19 protein-coding genes are annotated in these 17715 nt (G+C 64.2%); 8 read left to right on the top strand and 11 right to left on the bottom strand.

Annotated features, from left to right (window positions below; genetic code table 11):
• Positions 1–14: 14 nt before the first annotated feature.
• The 6 genes from BM408_RS12330 to BM408_RS12305 all read right to left on the bottom strand — a co-directional run bounded on the left by BM408_RS12330 (position 15) and on the right by BM408_RS12305 (position 5001).
• A complete protein-coding gene (locus tag BM408_RS12330; RefSeq protein WP_092130166.1) occupies positions 15–992 on the bottom strand; it encodes a tripartite tricarboxylate transporter substrate binding protein in 978 nt (325 codons plus the stop codon).
• A gap of 139 nt (positions 993–1131) precedes the next feature.
• On the bottom strand, positions 1132–2196 hold the full coding sequence (locus BM408_RS12325; RefSeq protein WP_092130165.1) for a serine/threonine protein kinase: 1065 nt from the start codon (positions 2194–2196) through the stop codon (positions 1132–1134).
• A gap of 75 nt (positions 2197–2271) precedes the next feature.
• Entirely contained in the window at positions 2272–3378 is a 1107-nt protein-coding gene (locus tag BM408_RS12320; protein WP_092130164.1) for a DUF2855 family protein, read from the bottom strand.
• Positions 3379–3464: 86 nt separating this feature from the next.
• On the bottom strand, positions 3465–3881 hold the full coding sequence (locus BM408_RS12315) for an organic hydroperoxide resistance protein (RefSeq protein ID WP_092130163.1): 417 nt from the start codon (positions 3879–3881) through the stop codon (positions 3465–3467).
• A gap of 75 nt (positions 3882–3956) precedes the next feature.
• Entirely contained in the window at positions 3957–4406 is a 450-nt protein-coding gene (locus BM408_RS12310; RefSeq protein WP_092130162.1) for a MarR family winged helix-turn-helix transcriptional regulator, read from the bottom strand.
• Positions 4407–4596: 190 nt separating this feature from the next.
• The gene (locus tag BM408_RS12305; RefSeq protein ID WP_092130161.1) at positions 4597–5001 is read right to left on the bottom strand and encodes an RNA recognition motif domain-containing protein; all 405 of its coding nucleotides are present in this window, start codon (positions 4999–5001) and stop codon (positions 4597–4599) included.
• 280 nt (positions 5002–5281) lie between these two features.
• Between BM408_RS12305 and BM408_RS12300 the strand changes: the two genes are divergently transcribed.
• Positions 5282–6211, top strand: a complete 930-nt coding sequence (locus tag BM408_RS12300; RefSeq protein ID WP_092130160.1) for a class I SAM-dependent methyltransferase — start codon at positions 5282–5284, stop codon at positions 6209–6211.
• Here the strand turns inward: BM408_RS12300 and pcaQ are convergent.
• Positions 6208–7164 (bottom strand): pca operon transcription factor PcaQ, encoded by a 957-nt coding sequence (pcaQ, locus tag BM408_RS12295; protein WP_092130159.1) that lies wholly within the window; start codon positions 7162–7164, stop codon positions 6208–6210. The genes BM408_RS12300 and pcaQ overlap by 4 nt on opposite strands.
• Before the next feature lie 152 nt (positions 7165–7316).
• On the opposite strand from pcaQ, the gene pcaH reads away from it, so the two are divergent.
• The 3 genes from pcaH to BM408_RS12280 are packed head-to-tail and all read left to right on the top strand — an operon-like array spanning position 7317 to position 9312.
• Positions 7317–8030, top strand: coding sequence for a protocatechuate 3,4-dioxygenase subunit beta (pcaH, locus tag BM408_RS12290; protein WP_371327012.1), 714 nt, complete (start codon positions 7317–7319; stop codon positions 8028–8030).
• A 19-nt stretch (positions 8031–8049) separates the two neighbouring features.
• The gene (gene pcaG, locus BM408_RS12285) at positions 8050–8640 is read left to right on the top strand and encodes a protocatechuate 3,4-dioxygenase subunit alpha (protein ID WP_092130158.1); all 591 of its coding nucleotides are present in this window, start codon (positions 8050–8052) and stop codon (positions 8638–8640) included.
• A gap of 60 nt (positions 8641–8700) precedes the next feature.
• The gene (locus BM408_RS12280) at positions 8701–9312 is read left to right on the top strand and encodes a hypothetical protein (RefSeq protein WP_092130157.1); all 612 of its coding nucleotides are present in this window, start codon (positions 8701–8703) and stop codon (positions 9310–9312) included.
• Between the two features lie 71 nt (positions 9313–9383).
• Here BM408_RS12280 and BM408_RS12275 read toward each other — a convergent pair whose 3' ends face one another.
• The gene (locus BM408_RS12275; RefSeq protein WP_092130395.1) at positions 9384–10211 is read right to left on the bottom strand and encodes a siderophore-interacting protein; all 828 of its coding nucleotides are present in this window, start codon (positions 10209–10211) and stop codon (positions 9384–9386) included.
• A 229-nt stretch (positions 10212–10440) separates the two neighbouring features.
• On the opposite strand from BM408_RS12275, the gene purT reads away from it, so the two are divergent.
• Both purT and BM408_RS12265 read left to right on the top strand, forming a co-directional pair.
• Entirely contained in the window at positions 10441–11646 is a 1206-nt protein-coding gene (gene purT, locus BM408_RS12270; protein ID WP_092130156.1) for a formate-dependent phosphoribosylglycinamide formyltransferase, read from the top strand.
• A 19-nt stretch (positions 11647–11665) separates the two neighbouring features.
• Positions 11666–12769, top strand: coding sequence for a mechanosensitive ion channel family protein (locus BM408_RS12265; RefSeq protein ID WP_092130155.1), 1104 nt, complete (start codon positions 11666–11668; stop codon positions 12767–12769).
• 2 nt (positions 12770–12771) lie between these two features.
• Here BM408_RS12265 and ddpX read toward each other — a convergent pair whose 3' ends face one another.
• The 3 genes from ddpX to BM408_RS12250 are packed head-to-tail and all read right to left on the bottom strand — an operon-like array spanning position 12772 to position 15228.
• Positions 12772–13341: a D-alanyl-D-alanine dipeptidase gene (gene ddpX, locus BM408_RS12260; protein ID WP_092130154.1), complete on the bottom strand. Its 570-nt coding sequence runs from the start codon at positions 13339–13341 to the stop codon at positions 12772–12774.
• A gap of 14 nt (positions 13342–13355) precedes the next feature.
• Positions 13356–14855, bottom strand: a complete 1500-nt coding sequence (locus BM408_RS12255) for an AMP nucleosidase (protein WP_092130394.1) — start codon at positions 14853–14855, stop codon at positions 13356–13358.
• A 31-nt stretch (positions 14856–14886) separates the two neighbouring features.
• A complete protein-coding gene (locus tag BM408_RS12250; protein ID WP_092130153.1) occupies positions 14887–15228 on the bottom strand; it encodes a hypothetical protein in 342 nt (113 codons plus the stop codon).
• 96 nt (positions 15229–15324) lie between these two features.
• Here BM408_RS12250 and BM408_RS12245 point away from each other — a divergent pair, with 96 nt between their 5' ends.
• Both BM408_RS12245 and BM408_RS12240 read left to right on the top strand, forming a co-directional pair.
• Positions 15325–16695 (top strand): S1 family peptidase, encoded by a 1371-nt coding sequence (locus BM408_RS12245; RefSeq protein ID WP_254774793.1) that lies wholly within the window; start codon positions 15325–15327, stop codon positions 16693–16695.
• Positions 16692–17696 (top strand): FHA domain-containing protein, encoded by a 1005-nt coding sequence (locus BM408_RS12240; RefSeq protein WP_092130151.1) that lies wholly within the window; start codon positions 16692–16694, stop codon positions 17694–17696. The genes BM408_RS12245 and BM408_RS12240 overlap by 4 nt, the downstream gene beginning before the upstream one ends.
• Positions 17697–17715: the final 19 nt, after the last annotated feature.

The raw sequence follows: 17715 nt of genomic DNA, 5'->3' as shown, positions 1-17715 counted from the left end.
GAACCCAAAGACGCTTACTCGACCTTGCCGATGCGCTTGACCACCTCGACCATGCGCTTCGCGTCGGCCTGCACATACTTTTCAAAGTCCGGGCTGTCCTGGTACAGCACCGGGCTGCCGGCGCCCAGAATCACTTCTTTGACCTTGGCATCCTGCGCGGCCGCCTTGGCCGCGGCGCGCAGGCGCTGGGCGATGGGCTCAGGCGTTGCCGCTGGAATAAACAGCCCCGACCACTGCGCGTATTCGGCATTGAAGCCGGCGTTCTTCAGGCTGGACAGCTCAGGAAGTGCGGGCAGCACATCAGGGCCCCAGTGCGCCAGCACACGCAGCTTGCCGGCCTTCACCTGTTGCAGCACGGTGGCCGGGCCGGTTGACACGGCATCGATCTGGCCGCCCAGCAGCGCCACCACCGCCGGGCCGGCGCCGGTGAACGGAATGTGCGTGAGCTTGATGCCGGCGTTTTGCGCCAGGATTTCCATGGGCACATGCATGGTGCCGTAGTTGCCCGATGAACCGTAGTTGATCGCACCGGGGCGTTTTTTGGCATCGTCCACAAACTGCTGCACGGTCTGCCAGGGCGCATCGGCGCGCACGGCCAGCACGGTCGGGTCGGCGGTGTAGCGCGCAATCGGGCGCAGGTCGGCGAGCGCAAACATCGGGGCCCGGCCAAGCAGAACGTCAGCTTCCGGAATCACGGTGAAGGAAGAGAGCGCCATGACCACGGTGTAGCCGTCGGGTTTGGCCTTGGCGGTGTAGGCCATGCCGATGCCGCCGCCAGCGCCGGCCTTGTTCTCTATCACCACTGGCTGGCCGAGGTCGCGCGACATCGCTTCGGCCACCGGCCGCGCCACCAGGTCGGCCAGGCCGCCCGGCGGGAAGGGCACGATCATGGTGATGGGTTTGGCGGGCCAGGCGGATTGGTTGGATTGGGCGGCGCACCAGCTGTGGGACGCCAACAGCACAGCGGCCAGCAGAAGCGGGCGAACTTTCATTGAATTGTCTCCAGACGTGCCGCCGTCAAGCGCGGGGCTGCTGGACATACTAGCGATGAGTGGCGCTTACCCTCTCATCGCAATCCCTATGTGTACTTAGCAACTAACCGGCTTTGCCGGGTTTACCAGTTCTCCGGCTTTACACGACCAGCGGCGTTTCCTGCATGGCCTCGGTCTGCTCTTCCAGCATGTCGACCTGGCCTTTCCAGTAATCGCTGGTGCCGAACCACGGAAAGTTGATCGGAAAGATCGGGTCGTGCCAGCGCTGCGCCAGCCAGGCGCTGTAATGCACCAGGCGCAGGGTGCGCAGCGGCTCGATCAGTGCGAGCTCGCGCCTGTCGAATTCGCGGAACTCTTCATAGCCGTCCACCAGCGCGCCCAGCTGCCGGGTGCTTTGGGCGCGGTCGCCCGACACCAGCATCCACAAATCCTGCACGGCCGGGCCGCTGCGGGCATCGTCGAGGTCGACAAAATGCGGCCCCGCCAGCGGCAGGCCTTCGGGCGTCCAGAGGATGTTGCCGGGGTGGCAGTCGCCGTGCAGGCGCAGGTTCTGCACATCACCCACGCTCTCAAACACGGTTTGCGCCACCAGCATGGCTTCGTCAAAGGCCTTGCGCCAGCGTGACTCCATGTCCAACGGAATGTAGCCATGGCCGCCTTGCCCGCTGCCGCCCAGCAGGATGTCCCGGGGGCCGTAGCCAAAAGTCTGCAGGCTGAGCGCCGGGCGGTGCGCAAAAGGCTTGGCGCTGCCCACGGTGTGGATGCGCGCGAGGAAGCGGCCTATCCATTCCAGCACGTCGAGGTTGTCGAGCTCGGGCCGGCGCCCGCCGCGGCTGGGCGAGACGCTGAAGCTGAAGCCGCCGAAATGGTTTAGCGTGGCGCCTTCCAGCATCAGCGGGCCGACCACCGGGATTTCAGCCGCCATCAGCTCGGCGGCAAAGGCGTGTTCTTCGGTGATTTGCGCGTCGCTCCAGCGGTCGGGCCGGTAGAACTTGGCCACCACCACATCGCCCGCCAGGTCGGCATCGCCCACGGGGCTTTCCAGATGCACCTGGTAGACCCGGTTTTCATAGCTGGACAAAGCCATCAGCCGGCCGTCGCCCAAAAGGCCCACGCTGGCCAGCGCGTCCAGCACGCGGTCAGGGGTCAGCGCTTCATACGCATGTTGTGCGGCGCTGTCAGGGGCCTTGCTTTTTTCAGTCATGCCCTGATTGTCGGCGCAGATGCCCGCGCTCAGCCAGTGGCGGCTGGTAAGCGCCTGTGTTTTAAGCGGGGCCGGTCAGGGCAGAAGGATGTGGCCGGTGCGCGGGTCGCCCTTGCCGGCCAGCACGTCCTGGTAAACAGCCTGCATTGCCGCCTGCCCGGCATGCCGCTGCGCGATGAGCCAGGGCGGCTCGGCCGCCGTGACGTGCTGCGTGAAGTCCTGCCACGCGCCGGCCACCTGTTGGGCAAAAGCAGCACCGCCCCAATCGGCCACACGCTTTTTGATTTGGGCTGGGGCAAAGAACAAGGTGGGCCGGGGGCCGGGCAGGTCGCGAGTGCTGCCTTTGGCGGCCAGCTCGTCCACATGCGTGCCGCCTATCGAGCAGTTGTGGCGCAGCTGGCCAAAGTGGCTGTGGATCTGGTGGCGCAGGCTCGCGCTTCCGGCGAAGTCGACATAAACGCAGGCCGTATCGGCGGCGATGGTGTCCAGCTGGTCATAGGTGACAACGCGGCTGTAGCACCCGAGGCTTTCACAAAACGCCCGGTTGCCCGGTGATGTCAGACCGATGATCTCAATACCAGGCCGCTTGGCCAGCTGAAAAGCCGTGCCGTAGGCCGTCTTGCTGGAGGCGCTGGACAGCAGCATCGCGTTGGCGCCGAAGAACGCGTTGTCGGCCAGGAAGTCATCGATCAGGAAGGAGGTGATGAACAGCGGGCGCAAGAGCGATTGAATGTCCTCGGTGGCCGCGCTGTAGAACGGGTCGGTGCTGCAGCGCATGTACTGGTTGTAGACGGCGGGCAAGGCCTTGCGATGGTCGGCGCCGTCCCAAAAGCCCGCAGGGGTGATCCGCTCCGGTTGCAACACCAGCGTGTTGGCCATCGGGTAGTAGCCGTAAAACTTTTCCCCCACGGCAACCCCTTCGCATAACGATTCGGTCACGGTGGCAAAACCCCACACCGGAATGCAGCCCCAGCCCTCTTCGCCGGTCGGGAAAAACTGCCAGTAGCTCATTGCGTCGCCAAAAGCGGCGTAGGTGATGTTGTTGGCTGTGAGCGCAAACGACTCCACGGTGAGCCGAACCTGCCCGGGCGAAAGTGGTGCAGGCGCGCTGGCGTGCCAGCGAGTTTGGGGCAGGGCGTTCTTTTGAACCTGGAAGGCGGTAGTGGTAGCGACGGTGTTCATACACAACACCGTAAATGAAACGGCCCGCCGGTTCAACACCGGCGGGCCGCCTTGGTGACAGCAAGTTGCCTTGCCAGTCGCTTGAATTACTTCAGCGTGATCGTGACGTCAATGTTGCCGCGGGTAGCGTTGGAGTAAGGGCAAACCTGGTGAGCAGCGTCAACCAGCGCTTGTGCAGCGGCGCGGTCCATGCCGGGCAGGCTCACTTCCAGTCGCACGGCGATGCCGTAGGCATTGGGGATCTTGCCCAGGTCAACGCTGGAGTCGATGGACACGTCTTCAGGCACGGCAATCTTCTTCATGCCGCCAACGGCCTTCATCGCGCCGATGAAGCAGGCTGCGTAGCCGGCGGCAAACAGCTGCTCGGGGTTGGTGCCGGTGCCGGGGGTGCCGGGCGAGCTCAGCGTGACGTCCAGACGGCCGTCGTCGGTGCGGGACTTGCCGTCACGGCCGCCGGTGGTGTGTGCGTGGGCGGTGTAGAGAACTTTTTCGAGAGTGGTCATGGTGGCTTCCTTGGAAAAATACCCCGTGTGGGGCGGGTTAAAAATCAGGTGAACGGGAAATGAATCTGGCGCCCGTCAGGCGGTAAGGCGGTTGCGGAAAGACTGCACTTGCTGCGTCAGCGACACCAGCTCGGGGATGGAGCATTGCGTGGCGCTCATGATGCAGCCGGGGATTTTTGCCGCCTTGGCCTTGAGCTTGCGGCCCGCGGCTGTCAGCGTGATGTGAACGCGGCGCTCGTCCTGCACGGCACGGATGCGCGAGACCAGCCCGGCGGTTTCCATGCGCTTGAGCAGCGGCGTGAGCGTGCCCGAATCGAGGTAAAGCCGCTCGCCGAGCTCGGATACTGTGAGGCCGTCTTGTTCCCATAACACCAGCATGGCAAGGTATTGCGGATAGGTCAGGCCCATGTCTTCAAGCATCGGCTTATAGAGTTTGGTCATGGCCAGCGACGTGGAATAAAGCGCGAAACACAGCTGGTTGTCCAGCTGGAGCATGGCGTCAACGGTGTCGGTTTTGTGTGGCATGACTGAATTGTAGCTCACAATTAAATTGTGTGCAAGTTAATTTGTTGAAAGATGTTTCAGGCGCTTTGAATGTTGTGGAGGGAGGCCCTGCAGGCCGGGCGGGCCCCAAAAGAAAAAGGCCTCAAAACCGAAGTTTTGAAGCCTTTAGTGCTTTGCTCAGCGCGAGGCTGAGTCAGCGGGTTCGCAGGGCTTAGTAGCCGCCGCGGCCACCGCCACCACCGCCGTAGCCGCCACCACCACCGGAACGGCCACCACCGCCGCCGTAGCCGCCACCGCCGGAGCGATCGCCGCCACCGCCGTAACCGCCACCACCGCCGCCGAAGCCGCCGGTACGGGGAGGACGTGCCTCCATCGGACGGGCTTCATTCACGGTGATGCTGCGGCCGCCCAGGGACTGGCCGTTCATGCCGGCGATTGCGGCTTGAGCTTCGGCATCATTGCCCATTTCGACGAAACCAAAGCCTTTGGAGCGGCCGGTGTCGCGTTCCATCATGACTTTGGCGCTGGTGATGGAGCCGAAGGCGCCAAAAGATTGTTGCAGGTCTTCGTCACGAACCGTGTATGGCAGATTGCCGACGTAAAGTTTATTGCCCATGGGGACTCCTCAAAAAACACATAAAAACAAAGCGATGGGGTCCCGAAAGCACAACAAACCAAAGAAGTACCGCCGTAGCGCGCGAAACTGACCGATCACTAACCTGTGCGGGTGTTTTTCAACCCGTACTGCTCGATTATGCGCCCAGAACTGCTAAAACCGCTTTTTTATTCATATTTCTGATAAAGACATCCCGCCACCCCAGCTTGGGGCGCGGCCATGGAAGGGCTTTGCACCGCAGCAGGCAGGGGCACAAAGCGCTCCCACTAAACTCAAGGCCATGCAAACCACCCGCCCCGCGCGCGCCGCAAAACCCCTAAAAGGCGCTGGAAAGCCCGCGCCCGCCACGCAGGTGATTGAAGAATTGCGCCCCGGCCAGTCCATCGAGCTGCTCAAGGAACTGCACATCCTCACCCGCGAAGGCAAGCTCAACCAGGACACGCGGCGCAAGCTCAAGCAGGTCTATCACCTCTACCAGTTCATTGAGCCTTTGTTGAACGAGGTCGCCGCTGAAAAAGCCGTGTTCACCCTGGCCGACCACGGCGCCGGCAAGTCTTACCTGGGCTTCATCCTGTATGACTTGTTCTTTAATGTGGCGCACGCAGGCGAGCCCATGGCCGGCCACGTTTATGGCATTGAAACCCGCGCCGAGCTGGTCGAAAAGTCGCGCACCCTGGCCGCGCGCCTGGGCTTTGCGCGCATGTCTTTCCTGAATTTGTCGGTGCAAGAGGCGACCACTTCGGCTGAGCTGCCGCCCACCGTCGACATCGTCACCGCGCTGCATGCCTGCGACACCGCCACCGACGACGCCATCGCTTTCGGCCTGGCTAAAGGTGCGCGCCACATGGTGCTGGTGCCCTGCTGCCAGGCCGAAGTGGCGGGCGTGCTGAAGAAAAGCCGGGCGCTGTCGCTGGCCAAAACCCCGCTGGCCGAACTGTGGCGTCACCCGCTGCACACACGCGAATTCGGCAGCCAGATCACCAATGTGCTGCGTTGCCTGCAACTCGAAGCCAACGGCTACCAGGTCACCGTGACCGAGCTGGTCGGCTGGGAGCATTCGATGAAAAACGAGCTCATCCTGGCCAGCCGGCCGGCGCAGCCCAATGCCGGCAAGACCCGCGCGGCCCAGGCGCGGCTGCGCGAGGTGCTTGCAGAGCTGGGCCTGGGCGAATTGACCGCGCGTTTTGCGGTGCAGGCCGAGCCGGCCTAAGCCAGGGCCGGGGCGTCGCCGCGGCGCTCTGCCGCCAGCAGGCGGATGTTTGCAATCAGCGCCTGCTGCGCCGGGTTGGGCGCCATGTCGGCGCGCAGCGTCAGTCCCACCAGTTCCTCCGTGCCCGCCATGCTGACGGGCAGCGCCAACAAGGCGCCGCTCTCCAGATCGGGCCGCACCGCGCCCAGCGGTGACACCCACACGGCATCGCTTTGCCGCGCATAGCCGCGCGCGATTGAGACCGACAGCGTTTCGATAACGCGTGCCGGCGGCGCCAGGCCGCGCGTGAGGAAAAAACTGTCGGCCGTATGGCGGATCGCCGTGCCCTGCATCGGCAGGATCACGGTAAAGCCTTCAACCCCCGCCAGCAGGTTGGCCTTCAGCCCCGCCTCGGCCAGCAGCGGATGCCCGGGGCGTACCGCCAGCACCAGCGGGTCGGCATAAAGATGTTCAAAGGTGAGGCCCAGCATATGGGCCGGCTCGGCAAAACGGCCTATCACCAGGTCCAGCTCACGCTGGCGCAGGCTGGCCAGCAGCTCGGGGTTGGAGCCGGTCGCTATGCGCAGACTGGTGTGCGCGCCAGGCTCGGCCACAGCATCCTGCCGCAGCAGCAATTGCGGCATCAGCCAAGGCGCCACAGTGGGCAGCACGCCGATCGCAATCACCGCGTTGCCCTGCCGCCGCGTTTGCGCCACGCTGGCCACGGCCTCGCGCAGCGCGCTCACGCTGGCGCCTGCATGGCGCAAAAAGGCCTCGCCCTCGCGCGTGGGCACGGCGCCTTTGCGGCCGCGGTCAAACAGCCGCACGGCCAGCAAGTCTTCCAGCTCCTTCAGCGTTTTGGAGACCGCCGGCTGGGTGATGGCCAGCACGTCGGCCGCCTTTTGCAGGCTGCCGTGCTGCGCCACCGCCAGAAAGCACTGCAGATGACGGTATTTGATGCGTTCGTCGACCATGCCGTGATTTAACCACTGTCAAACCCAATCGGCTAGTTTGGTTATGGATAAGTCGATCAAATGTCAATATACATAACCATTTGGCGCGATTAAAGTAGCGCCAAACCTGAAATCGCCTGGAAACCATCCGGGCAGCCCACGGAGACTTCCACATGAAACCCGACCTGAACAACAGCTTTCTCGCTCCGCGCGACTGGACCAGCCATTCGCCGCACATTTATCCCGGCTACAAGTCCACCCTGCTGCGCGGGCCCAAGCAGCCGCTGATCCCGATCAAGCAGGCACTCGCGCAGCTCAACGCGCCGGTCTACGGTGCAGAGCAACTCGGCCCGCTGGACAACGACCTGACCAAAAACGCCGTGATGAACGGCGACCCGCTGGGCGAACGCATCATCGTCACCGGCCGCGTCATGGACGAAGACGGCCGGCCCGTGCGCAACACGCTGGTGGAAGTCTGGCAGGCCAATGCCGCCGGCCGCTACGTGCACAAGGTCGACCAGCACGACGCGCCGCTGGACCCGAACTTCCTGGGCGCCGGCCGTTGCATGACCGACAACGAAGGCCGCTACAGCTTCAAGACCATCAAGCCCGGCGCCTACCCCTGGGGCAACCACCCCAACGCCTGGCGGCCGCAGCATATTCACTTCTCGCTGTTCGGCGACTACTTCGCCAGCCGCCTGGTCACGCAGATGTATTTCCCCGGCGACCCGCTGCTGAGCTACGACCCCATGTACATGGGCGCGCCCGACAGCGTGCGCGAACTCATGGTCTCCAAATTCAGCCTCGACGTGACCCAGGCCGACTACGCGCTCGGCTATGTGTTCGACATCGTGCTGCGAGGCCCCAAGGCCACGCGGTTTGAATAAGCGGCAGGAAGAGATCACCATGACTCAGCTCAAACAAACCCCTTCCCAGACCGTCGGCCCCTTCTTCGCCTACGGCCTCACACCCACGCAATACGGCTACGACCTCAAAAGCCTGTTCACCCCCGTGCTGGCCCAGCCGAACGTGCAAGGCGAACACATCCGCATCACCGGCCAGGTGTTTGACGGCGCTGGCAACGCTGTGATGGACGCCATGGTCGAGATCAGCCAGCCCGACGGCAGCGGCCAGCCCATCACCTCGGTGGCGGACGCCGAAGCACGCGGCTTCACCGGCTTCGGCCGCTGCGGCACCGGCACCCTGCCGCAAAGCCACTATGAGTTCTTCACCGTCAAGCCGGGCGCCGCTGTTGCGGGGCAAGCGCCTTTTATCAATGTCTGCGTGACCATGCGCGGCTTGCTGGTGCATACCTTCACGCGCATCTACTTTGACGATGAAGTGGAAGCAAACAGCAAGGATGCGGTGCTGGCCAGCGTGCCGGCCGCGCGGCGTGGGACGCTGGTGGCGAAGCGCGAGGTGACAGGCGCTGGGCCTGTTTATCGCTTTGACATCCATATGCAGGGTGACAAGGAAACGGTGTTCTTTGACCTCTGAGCAGAGCTTGTAGCTGGACATCGGCTCGAGTACAGTCCGCACAACATGAGGCGGCACACCATGATCCATGCACTTTCCGGTACTCTGAGCCGAACCTTGGCCGGGCTATTGGCGGCTGTCTTTTGCAGTGCCGGCCATGCCACGCTGCCCCTGCTGGACAGGGTTGAGTACCAGGGGCAAACGACAATAGTTGGACCGCAAGACAAACCATGGCTTGCCATCCCCCGAAGTGACGCCGTGCAGGCGATCAGGCGGGAAGACAACTGCTCCGCTATCGGCGCGCCGAGGGCGATATGGCGCATCTCTGATGGTCGCTTGTGGCTCACCGGCCTTTTCGGATGCGGTGGCAGCATCAGCCTGAAGAGTGTTTATGGCGGCAGCGGTGAGCCAATGCTGGCTGAATGGATCAGCGAGCCCTTGGTGACCTACCGGGGCGAGCATTTGTGCCCGTCAGAGATGGGTGGCCCCGGAATTCATGAGACAACTCTGATCTTTCACGTCGACAAGGGCGTGGTGACAAAGATCAGCGAGACCGACAACACGAACCACCCGGCCATTCCCGACCTGGCCTATATCGAAAAATTTCTTCGTGACAACCGCCTGGACGTCAAAGAAGCCAAATCGCTCCTGGGTCGTTTGCCTTGCCGGCGAATTGAGGCGAGCAAGCCATAAGGTTAGGGGGTCAGTGAACGGAGCGGCTTTGCCGGGCTTCCGGCGCAGCGCCCCCCGAGGGCGTGGAGGCTTCAGTCCTCGCCGTAATCGTGATCCGGGTGATTGACGGTGCCCAGCTTCCAGTAGCCGCGGCCCACGATACGGCTGCGATCCACACCAAGTTCTTCAATCAGCAGCTGGCGGATGCGGCGCATCGCGGCGGCTTCGCAGGCCAGGTAGATGCGGGCGTCGGCCGCAGGCGCACCGGCCTGGCGCAAGGCTGCTTCCAGCGCCTGGCCGGCCTGGGTGTTGTCGGTGCCACGGGCGACCCATTGGGCGGTCACTTTGGCGGGGCTTTGAAGTGCGCGCTCTTCAGCGGCATCGACCACCTCGACCAGCACCTTGGCCTGGGCGCCGGCCGGCAAGCTGGCCAGGATGGTTTCAAACGCGGGCAGGGCGCTGTCGTCGCCGATCAGGAAATGCGAAGGCGCATCCAGCTGCACCTTGTAGCCCGGCCCGGGGCCCATCAAAAACAGCACCTGACCGGGCTGCGCCTGGGCGGCCCAGGTGGAGGCAGGGCCGTCGCCGTGCAGCACAAAATCCACGTCCACCTCGTGCACGCCCGCGCGCACCGCCAGCGGTGTGTAAGTGCGCATGGACTTCGGCCGTGGCCCGTCGGGCAACGGGCGCTCGGGCTCGGTCTGGCCGGGCTCCGGAAAAATCAGCTTCATGTAGCAGGCTGGGTCGTTGACTTCAAAGCCTTCAAGTTCCGCGCCCTGCAGGGTGATGCGGCGCATCAGCGGGCTCAGGGTCTGCACACGGGTGACTTGCACCCGGCGTGGCGGGCGGCGTTTGCGCGGTGCGGCTTCGGGTGTGGAGGCCGGCGAGGGAGAGAGCGGAGAAGAAGGCGTTGTGGACATGGTGTCTTTCAAAGGACTGCGCATCGCGCGCTGCCGGGGTTGGATCGTTCTAGTTGAGAATAATTATCATCTGAAGCCAATGGGCCGGTGGTTTGCAGGGGCAAGCGGCCATGAGGGGCGATGTCCTACCCAGTCGCGCCGGGCGCGTGCAGTAAAGTAAGTGCCAGCGGCGCCCGCCCTGCGGTTCTCGCCTCCCCAGCCCCCATTCCCTCATCCACTTTCAGCGCTTATGACCACTTTCGGAACCCCTTTGTCCCCCCACTCCACCAAAGTCATGCTGCTCGGCTCCGGCGAGCTTGGCAAGGAGGTGCTGATCGCGTTGCAGCGCCTGGGTGTGGAGACGATTGCCACCGACCGTTATGAAAACGCTCCGGGCCAGCAGGTCGCCCATCATGCGCGCACCATCACCATGAGCGACCCGGCCCAGCTCAAGGCCCTGATTGAAAAAGAAAAGCCCGACCTGGTCGTGCCCGAGATTGAAGCCATTGCCACACCCATGCTCGAGGAGCTGGAAGCCGCCGGCACGGTGCGCGTGATTCCCACCGCCCGCGCCGCGCGCCTGACCATGGACCGCGAAGGCATTCGCCGCCTGGCGGCCGAAACGCTGGGCGTGCCGACCAGCCCTTATGTGTTTTGCGACTCGCTGCAAGAGCTGCAAGCCGCCATCGATTCAAAAATCGGCTACCCCTGCATCGTCAAGCCGGTGATGAGTTCATCCGGCAAAGGCCAGAGCAAGATCGCTGGGCCCGATGACGTAAAAAAAGCCTGGGACTACGCCATGGCCGGCGGCCGCGTGAGCCACGGCCGGGTGATTGTTGAGGGTTTTATCGACTTCGACTACGAGATCACCCAGCTCACCGTGCGCGCTGTCGGCGCCGGTGGAAAAATTGAAACCCACTTTTGCGAACCCATAGGCCATATCCAGGTCAGCGGCGACTATGTGGAAAGCTGGCAGCCGCATCCCATGCGCCAAGCTGCGCTGCAAAAAAGCCGCGACATCTGCAAGGCCGTGACCGACAACCTGGGCGGCCAGGGGCTGTTTGGTGTGGAGCTGTTCGTCAAGGGCGACGACGTCTGGTTCAGCGAAGTGAGCCCGCGCCCGCACGACACCGGCATGGTGACGATGTGCACGCAGTGGCAAAACGAGTTCGAGCTGCATGCACGCGCCATCCTTGGCCTGCCGGTCAACACTGCGCTCAAGAGCCCCGGGGCCAGCGCCGTGATCTACGGCGGCGTGGATGCGCAAGGCATCGTGTTTGACGGCGTGGCCGAGGCGCTGCGTGTGCCCAACACCGACATCCGTCTCTTCGGCAAGCCCGAAAGTTTTGTGAAGCGCCGCATGGGCGTGGCGCTGGCCTTTGATGCCGATGTGGAAGCCGCGCGCGTCAACGCCAAGAAAGCTGCCGCGCTGGTCAAGCCGCGCAAGGCTGGATGAACCTGAACCCAGGTCCTGGATGAACTTCGGCGAACTCAACATGCTTGAAGACTCGGCCTGGCGCGTCCTGGTCCTTGCGACCCTGTCCGTGGTGCTGGCCCTGGTGGTGCACCGCGTCGGCGCCGCAGTCATTTGGCGCCTTACACGCAACTTGCCCATATCGAGCGCAGTGGCGCGCCGCAGCTGGCGGCCCACGCGTTTTGTGCTGCCGCTGGTGGCGCTGCAAGCCGTCTGGCAAGCCGCGCCTGACGCGCTGCCGCTGATCTCGCAGGTGCGTCATGGCAACGCGCTGCTGTTGCTGGCCACACTCACCTGGCTGGCGCTGCGCGCGATTGACGGTGTGGCCCAGGGCGTCATCGGTCAGCACTCGGTGGAGGTCGAAGACAACCTCAATGCACGCCGCATCCACACCCAGACAAGGCTGCTCGCGCGCACGGCCGGTTTTATGGTGCTGGTGGCGGGGCTGTCGCTGATGCTAATGACCTTTCCCGGCGCGCGGCAAGTGGGCACCAGCCTGCTGGCGTCGGCGGGCGTGATCGGCATCGTTGCCGGTATCGCGGCCAGGCCGGTGTTCAGCAACCTGATCGCCGGTTTGCAGCTGGCGCTGGCCCAGCCGCTACGCATCGATGATGTGCTAATCGTGCAGGGCGAGTGGGGCCGCGTGGAAGAAATCACCGGCACTTACGTCGTGCTCAAGATCTGGGACGAGCGCCGGCTCATCATTCCGCTGCAATGGTTTATTGAAAACCCATTCCAGAACTGGACGCGCAACAGCGCACAGATCATCGGTACGGTGTTTGTGTGGGTGGACTACCGCATGCCGCTGGAGCCGCTGCGGCAGGCCGCGCGCCGCGCCTGCGAAGCCGCCCCCGAATGGGACAAGCGCCTGTGCCTGTTGCAGGTGGTGGAGGCCGGCGAGCGCAGCATGCAGCTGCGTGTGCTGCTGACTTCTGGCAACTCCAGCCTCAACTGGGACTTGCGCTGCAAAGTGCGCGAGGCGCTGGTGGACTTCATGCAGCGCGAGTATCCGCAGTTCTTGCCGACGATGCGGGCCGAGGTCGCGCAGGCCGGCGAAGGCGCTGAAGAAGCAAAAAGCGCCGGCAAGCTGCCCGCGCAAGCCTGAGCTCAGGCCGCGGCGTCCAGGCAGCCGGCAAACACCGAGCTGCTGACCAGCTCGAACTCCTTGGCCTCAGGCAGCTGGTAATGCCACCACTCCGTGGGATGGTGCACAAAGCCCGCCTCCAGCATGATGGTCAGCAAATACATGCGGTTCAGTTGCACTGCGGCAGACAGGTCGGGATAAAAGTGGTGTGAGACCTCTGTCATGGTGTCGACCGACGTGCCCATGTCCAGCTCTTGGCCCCCCGCGTCCAACAGCGTCAAATCCACCGCCACGCCGCGGGTGTGGTTGGAGCCTTTGGCCGGGTCGGCCACATAGCCCGGCACGGGCAGCACCGCCCAAAGCGCTTCCTGCGCCTCGTGCGGGCGGAAGGCGTCAAAAATCTTCAGCTTGAAGCCAAAGCCGCGCGCCCCTGCCACGGCGCGGCGCAGGCAGGCTTCAGCCTCGGGGTGCAAAAAACACAGTGAATGGTTGTAGATCACCTTGCCGGTGAAGTTGTCCGCCCGCGCATACATCATGTCGATGACGACATCGTGCGTGGCTTCGCGGATCTGGACCAGGGGCGCTGGCGTCATCGCGGGCGGCCGGCTTACTGGAAGGCCACTTCCGAGAAGCTGCGCAGCTTGCGGCTGTGCAGCTGCGTGATGCCCTCGGCGCGCAGCAACTCGACGGCGCGTATACCGATGCGCAGGTGCTGGTCGACGCGTTCGCGGTAGAAGTGGTTGGCCATGCCGGGCAGCTTGATCTCGCCGTGCAGCGGTTTGTCGCTCACGCACAGCAGGGTGCCATAGGGCACGCGAAAGCGAAAACCGTTGGCTGCAATCGTGGCGCTTTCCATGTCGAGCGCCACGGCGCGGCTCTGACTGAAACGGCGCTGCGGCTGGTTGCCGGGCAGCAGCTCCCAGTTGCGGTTGTCGGTCGAGGCCACGGTGCCGGTGCGCATGATGCGTTTGAGGTCGGGGCCTTCCGCGTGTGTCACGTCAGCCACGGCTTTTTCCAGCGCGACCTGGATTTCGGCCAGCGCCGGGATGGGCACCCACAGTGGCAGCTCTTCGTCCAGCACATGGTCTTCGCGCACATAGCCGTGGGCCAGCACATAGTCGCCCAGCTGCTGGCTGTTGCGCAGGCCCGCGCAGTGGCCCAGCATGATCCAGGCGTGCGGGCGCAGAACGGCGATGTGGTCGGTGATGTTCTTGGCGTTGGCCGGGCCCACGCCGATGTTGACCATGGTGATGCCGGTGCGATCGGCGCGCAGCAGGTGGTAGCCCGGCATTTGCGGCAGGCGCGGCGGCTGCACGCCGAGTTCGTCGTCCGGCTCCGCGGGCAGGCCGGTGCGGCGCGTCACAACGTTGCCAGGTTCGATGAAGGCGATGTAATCGCTGTCCGGGTCGGCCATGGCTTCATGGCCCAGGCGCACAAACTCGTCGATGTAGAACTGGTAATTGGTGAAGAGCACAAAATTCTGGAACCAGTGTGGCGACGTGCCCGTGTAATGGCGCAGGCGCTGCAACGAGTAATCGACACGCGCTGCGGTAAACAGCGACAGCGGCTGCGGCTCGCCGGGCAGGGGCTCGTAGGTGCCGTTGGCAATGCCGTCGTCCATCGCACCCAGGTCGGGCAGGTCGAACACATCGCGCATCAGCATGCGGCGCGCGGCATCCATGCTGCCTTCGATGTGGTCGTTTTCCGCAAACGAGAAATGGATGGGGATGGGCTGCGAGCTCGTGCCTATCTCCAGCTCCACATCGTGGTTCTGCATCAGCAGGCGGAACTGCTCCAGGTAGTAATTGCCGTAGAGGTCGGGTCGCGTCAGCGTGGTTTCAAAACGGCCGGGCCCGGCCACAAAACCAAAGCTCAGTTGCGAGATGTCCGGCGTCTCCAGGATGGCGCGCGCCACCGTGTCGGTGTGGATGCGCACGAAGGGGTAGCAGGCGCGCACATGGCCGGGCAGGGTTTCGCCGGCCACATAGCGCTGCATCGCATCGCGCAGATGGGCGATCTGCTGGTCGTAAATCGCGCGAACCTGGGCCAATGCGGCGGCTGGGTCGCTGTAGCGGGTGGGGGCGATGAAAGGCGGGAGGTAGGGCATGAACAATGAGCCTGTCTTGTGATTGTTGGTGTTATTTTTTGGTGGCAACTGGCGCCAGGGTAATTTGATCGGCCTCGGTGACCACGGCTTCGCGCTTCTTGCGGTCAAAGAGGCACAGGACGCGGCCCGGCCGGTTCTTCATATGCGCCTGCGGGTAGCGGCCAGCCACCAGCAGGGCGGTCAGGCCCACGCTGTCATCGTAGGCCATGGGCTGGCCGGCGGGTTTGGCATTCTTCAGGCCGCTGGCCTTGACGCAGGCGGCGGCGACTTCCTTGTCATGCGCGGACCAGGCGTCGGGGGAAGAAGCCTGTGCAGCGCCGGCTGCCAGAGCCAAGGTCGACAGGAAGATGGTGTTGAGCAGCAGGCGGCGCATGGAAACTCCTTGGGACGAAAGAGGCGGGCGACGAAAAGTCGAAGGCATGCACCTCATTGTGCGGCAAGTGTCATGGCCCCGCCCTAGAATGCATCGATGAACCATTACAAGCCATCAGGGCACTTGGGACGTATGCAGGTCGTGCTGGGGGCCCTCGCGGCGGCCCTGTGCCTGCATGCGGCTTACGCTCAAACCCCGGCGCCCGCACGCGGCGCCCCGGCAGCGGCCCCAGCGCCGGCTCCTGCCCAGATCTCGCGCGACGCCCAGCGCGCCTACGAAACCACACGCGACAAGCTGGTGCAAATACGCACACTGCTGCGCAACTCCAACACCCAGGCCAGCGTGGGTTCGGGCTTTTTTGTGTCGGCCAACGGGCTCATCATCACCAACTTCCATGTGGCCAGCCAGCTCGCTCTGGAGCCCGAGCGCTACCGCGGCGTTTATGTGCCGGTCGACGGCAAGGAGGCCGAAGTCGAGCTGCTGGCCTTTGATGTGCGCAACGACCTGGCCCTGCTGCGTGTGAAGGCGCCCGCTAGCGGCATGCCGCAACTGGCTTTCCGCGATGCGGCCAAGCCGCTGGCGCGCGGCGAGCGCATCTATTCGCTGGGCAATCCGCTGGACATCGGCTTTGCCGTCACCGAAGGTACTTATAACGGCCTGGTGCAGCGCAGTTTTTACCCGCGTATCTTCTTCGGCGGTGCGCTCAACCCCGGCATGAGCGGCGGCCCTGCGCTGGATGATTCGGGCCAGGTGGTGGGCGTCAATGTGTCCAAGCGGCTCGATGGCGATTTGCTGAGTTTCCTGATCCCCGCCGAATTCGCCCAGGCCCTGCTGGCCAAGGCCGCGTCGGCCAAGCCCATCACCAAACCTGCGCATGCCGAAGTGGCGCGCCAGCTCGGCGAGCACCAGGCGCTGCTGACACAGCGTTTTACCGCGACGCCGCTCACGCCGCAAAAACACGACGGCTACAGCGTGCCCGTGCCTGACGACGCGCTGGCCCGCTGCTGGGGCCGCGGGCGTGAGCCCGACTTCAAGGCCTTTGAGCTCGAGCGCACCGACTGCCAGATCGACAGCCACGTGTTTGCGGGCGACTTCAACACCGGCTACATACGCCTGCGCTATGAGGCCTATAACGCGCCCAAGCTGGGGCCCTTGCGCTTTGCCGCCATGTATTCACAAAGCTTTGCCAATGAATATTTCTCCACCCGGGGCTCGCGCAAGGCCACGCCGGCCGAGTGTTCGGAACGATTTATCGAGACCGGCGGCATGCCGATGCGCGCCGTGGTCTGCATGAGCGCCTACCGCAAGCTGCCGGGCCTTTACGACGTGTCGGTGCTGACCATGTCGGTCAACCAGTCCACGCGTGGCGTGCAAGGGCGCATGGACGCGCAGGGGGTGAGCTTTGACAACGGCCTCAAGCTGGTCGAGCACTACCTGGGCGGCTTTAAATGGGAGGCCGTACGATGAGCGCCGGCATCCTGGGCCTGTTGCAGGCGACTGATCGAAATGGGGCCCTGGTGGCCAAGCTGGACGTGCGGCACTGGCCCGTCACCGTGGGCCGCGCGCTCACGGCCGACCTGGTGCTGGACGACAGCCATGTGGCCGGCGAGCATCTGCGCATAGACCGCACGCCGGAGGGCGTGGTCACCGTGCAGGTGCTGGACACCGTCAACGGCGTGGCGCTGGGGCGCGCACAGCATGGGCAGGGCACACAATTCAACTGGCCTGACAGCGAAGCCCTGACCCTGGGCCGCCTGAAGCTGGGCCTGCGCCTGGCCGAGGCGCCCATCGCGGCCGAAGAGCCGCTGCCGCGCTTCCCGTGGCGCACTGTGGCCTGGACGGTATGGGCCGTCATGGGCATGCTTGCCCTGGTGGTGGGCCAGTCGTGGCTTACGCTGACCGAGCCGTCCCAACTGGCGCGGCAATTGCCCGGCCTGCTTGCGGCAGTGGCGATGGGCACGGCTGTCTGGGCGGGTTTGTGGGCCCTGGCGACCAAGCTCTTTACCCACCGCCTGCAGTTCTGGCGGCATGTGCGCATCGCCTGCGCCAGCGCCTTGGGGATTCAGCTGGTGTCCGTACTGGCCGGCTTGCTCGCTTTCATGTTTTCGCTGGAAAGCCTGTCGCGCTTTGAAGTGCAGCTGACCTTGCTGGGTGCTGCTGTGGCGATTTACCTGCACCTGACGGTGATCGTGCCGCAGCGGCGCCGCGGCCTGGCGGGGCTGGTGGCGGGTGTGGCTGTGCTGGGCCTTGTGGCCATGCTGGGCACCAACTGGCTGCAGAACAAGCGCCTGTCGAACAAGCTGTATATGTCGACCATCTACCCGCCGGCTTTGCGTATGGCGCCGGCGGTGCCTGTGCCGCAGTTTCTGGATGAGGCCGGCGCTATTCGGGAGCGGCTGGCGGCGCGGCTGAAAGACCGTGAGCCGGATGCCGGCGCCGCGGACGACAGCGACTCCGACACGGATTAAGCGCAGCCTGCGGGCGGGC

Source organism: Polaromonas sp. YR568 (genome assembly GCF_900116715.1).
Lineage (GTDB): Bacteria > Pseudomonadota > Gammaproteobacteria > Burkholderiales > Burkholderiaceae_C > Polaromonas.
Note: the sequence above shows the minus strand (reverse complement) of the source record. Positions and strands in the feature narration are given on the sequence as shown.